This is a genomic window from Actinomadura decatromicini (assembly GCF_008121305.1).
In the GTDB taxonomy this organism is placed as follows: Bacteria; Actinomycetota; Actinomycetes; order Streptosporangiales; family Streptosporangiaceae; genus Spirillospora; species Spirillospora syzygii.
In genome coordinates this window covers 1-2,298 of sequence record NZ_VSRQ01000017.1, presented here as the reverse complement: position 1 = coordinate 2,298, position 2,298 = coordinate 1, and the positions used below count along the sequence as shown (strand labels likewise).

Genomic DNA, 2,298 nt, shown 5'->3' with positions numbered 1-2,298 from the left:
ATCCACCTCGACCTGCCCGCCCTCGGCCTCCCCGACGACCCCCACCACACCTACACCGTCACCGACCAACTCGACGGCGCCATCTACACCTGGACCGCCGCCAACTACGTCCACCTCGACCCCCACACCAAACCAGCACACATCCTGACGATCCAGCAAATGGACGAAGGAAATGTGCGGGCCGGTGAGAGCCGTGCCGCGCGGCAGCGCGTCCGGCCGGGAAATGGAAATGGCAAGAAAAACGGAAAAGGAGATGGAAAGGAGAAACGGAACCGATACCGGACGACGCGCGGCAGTTGAGCGCGTCAGGCCGGCTCGGCGCTGAGCCGGCGGTCCTGGCCGGTGCGGCAGCCGGTGAAGACCGAGCCGAGACCCTCCCGGTCGATGATCTCGCGGAGCCGGGCGGGCAGCGCGGGCAGCGACAGGCAGCCGCCGTCCGCCGCGACGCGCCAGCGGATGCCGAGCAGGATCGGCAGCGGGTCGCAGCGGACGCCGAGCCGCTCGTGCATCCGCACCATGAGATGCCGCAGGTTCCTGCCCTCGACCATCGTGGTCAGCGTCTCGCCGAGCCGCGGCACCGTGGCCTCGTCCAGCACGCCGGACAGGTGCACGACGGTGTGGTCGCCGTCACCGGCCGCGGACGTGGTGATCGTCAACTCGGACGGCGCGGGCGGGTGCGGTGTGAGCCCGGCGTCCCCCGGGTGCAGGGCGCGGATCGCGTCCAGCACGTGCGAGGGGTCGGCGTCGCCCGCCCCGCGCGCGGGGACGGGCTCGGCGGTCGCCGCCGCGACGTCCGGGAACACCGGGACGAGCCGCGCCAGCCCGGTGATCCGCAGCGCCCGCCGCACGTGCCCGGCCGGTGCGGGCACCACGGCCCGCAGCGCGCAGCCGAGCAGCTGCGCCCGGGTCTCGGCGCGGGCCAGCAGGACGAGCCCGGCCGCGTCCAGGAGCACCGCGTCGCCGAAGTCGACGACGACCCCGCGGCGCCGCCCGCCGCCGGACCCGGCGGCGAGGGACAGGGCCTTGCTCACCCCCTCCCGGATCCCCGCGTAGTTCTGCCAGCTGATCTGCGCGGGCAGGCTGAGCACGATGAACCCTCGCCGGGTCTCGATGCTCAGGCCCGGCACGGTCGTGTCCTTCATGCGTCACATCCCGATCGGGGTTCTCGTGGCCGCGCGGGCGGACCGGCGCGGCGCGGACAGGTCGGCGGGCCCGGGCGACGGCGGTCCGGCGCGCCGCACCGGCGGCGCGGCGGCGCGGGCCGCGGAGGCGTGGGAGCCGGGCGGACTCGACGCGGGCCGGGCGTCCGGGCGCCGCGCGTCCGGATACGGCGGGCGGCCGCCCCGCACGACGCCCGTCAGCCGGGACGCCGCGAGCCGTTCGATGATCCGCTCCTCGGGCCGCACCCCGAGATGGGCGCAGCAGCACCACAGGTCGTCCACGCAGCGGCGCACGCTCTCTGCCGGGACGTCGGCGAAGCGAACGCGCAGCCGCGCCACGAGGTCCTCGCGCGTCGGTACGACCGATGGCGACATCTCCCAGCGCTTCACTGTCCCTCCGATCGCTTTTGGACGGATCCGAATTTTCCGTCCGAACTGAGTAGAACCCGTCGTGATGACGGGTTCTGAGCTTGGAAGCGACCTACCCGCGGCATCCAGCGAAAAAAGCGACGAATCTAAAAACCCGGACATGACACAACCGTCGCGCGGCAAGCGTCCGGAAGCGTCCGCGCGGGCGGAATCGGCGGGATCTCCCCTGCGGCGGGGCCCGGAGCGGTCCGAGACGCTCAGCTGCGGAGACGGCGACCACGGTCACGCTCTGTACTGAATCTTTGACGGATGGTTGCCGGGCGCGAACGTCGTTCCGGCGGACGGTGGGAATCGCTGATCTAGATGTCTCCAACGCACCCGGGGTGACCGATGCAAGGCCAGCCGACGCACGACACGCGCACCACGTCCGACCAGGTCACCGCCCTGGAGACGGAGACATGCCCGCCGGACTCCTGGACGGCCCCGGCCCCGTACGGGGCGCACACCCGGAGCACGCCGCATTGGTTCAAGACGGCGGTGTTCTACGAAGTGTCGGTCCGCGGGTTCGCCGATTCCAACGGCGACGGCTACGGAGACCTCCGCGGCCTGATCAGCAAACTCGACCACCTGCAATGGCTCGGCGTCGACTGCCTCTGGCTGCTGCCGATCTACCAATCACCCCTCAAAGACGGCGGCTACGACATCTCCGGCTACACCCAGATCCTCCCCGACTTCGGCGACCTCGGAGACTTCGTCGACCTCATCGAAC

At 71.5% G+C, this 2,298-nt stretch carries 4 protein-coding genes; 2 read left to right on the top strand and 2 right to left on the bottom strand.

The features are described 5' to 3' along the window. On the top strand, positions 1–300 hold a 300-nt coding region (locus FXF68_RS42910), incomplete at its 5' end, for a hypothetical protein (protein ID WP_187438389.1). Between the two features lie 5 nt (positions 301–305). Here the strand turns inward: FXF68_RS42910 and FXF68_RS41985 are convergent. Further along, a complete protein-coding gene (locus tag FXF68_RS41985) occupies positions 306–1,142 on the bottom strand; it encodes an STAS domain-containing protein (protein WP_148768416.1) in 837 nt (278 codons plus the stop codon). Positions 1,143–1,145: 3 nt separating this feature from the next. Continuing rightward, on the bottom strand, positions 1,146–1,550 hold the full coding sequence (locus FXF68_RS42905) for a hypothetical protein (RefSeq protein ID WP_187438388.1): 405 nt from the start codon (positions 1,548–1,550) through the stop codon (positions 1,146–1,148). Positions 1,551–1,919: 369 nt separating this feature from the next. Between FXF68_RS42905 and FXF68_RS41975 the strand changes: the two genes are divergently transcribed. Further along, positions 1,920–2,298 (top strand): alpha-amylase family glycosyl hydrolase (locus FXF68_RS41975; protein ID WP_246179273.1); only part of this gene is annotated, 379 nt, incomplete at its 3' end.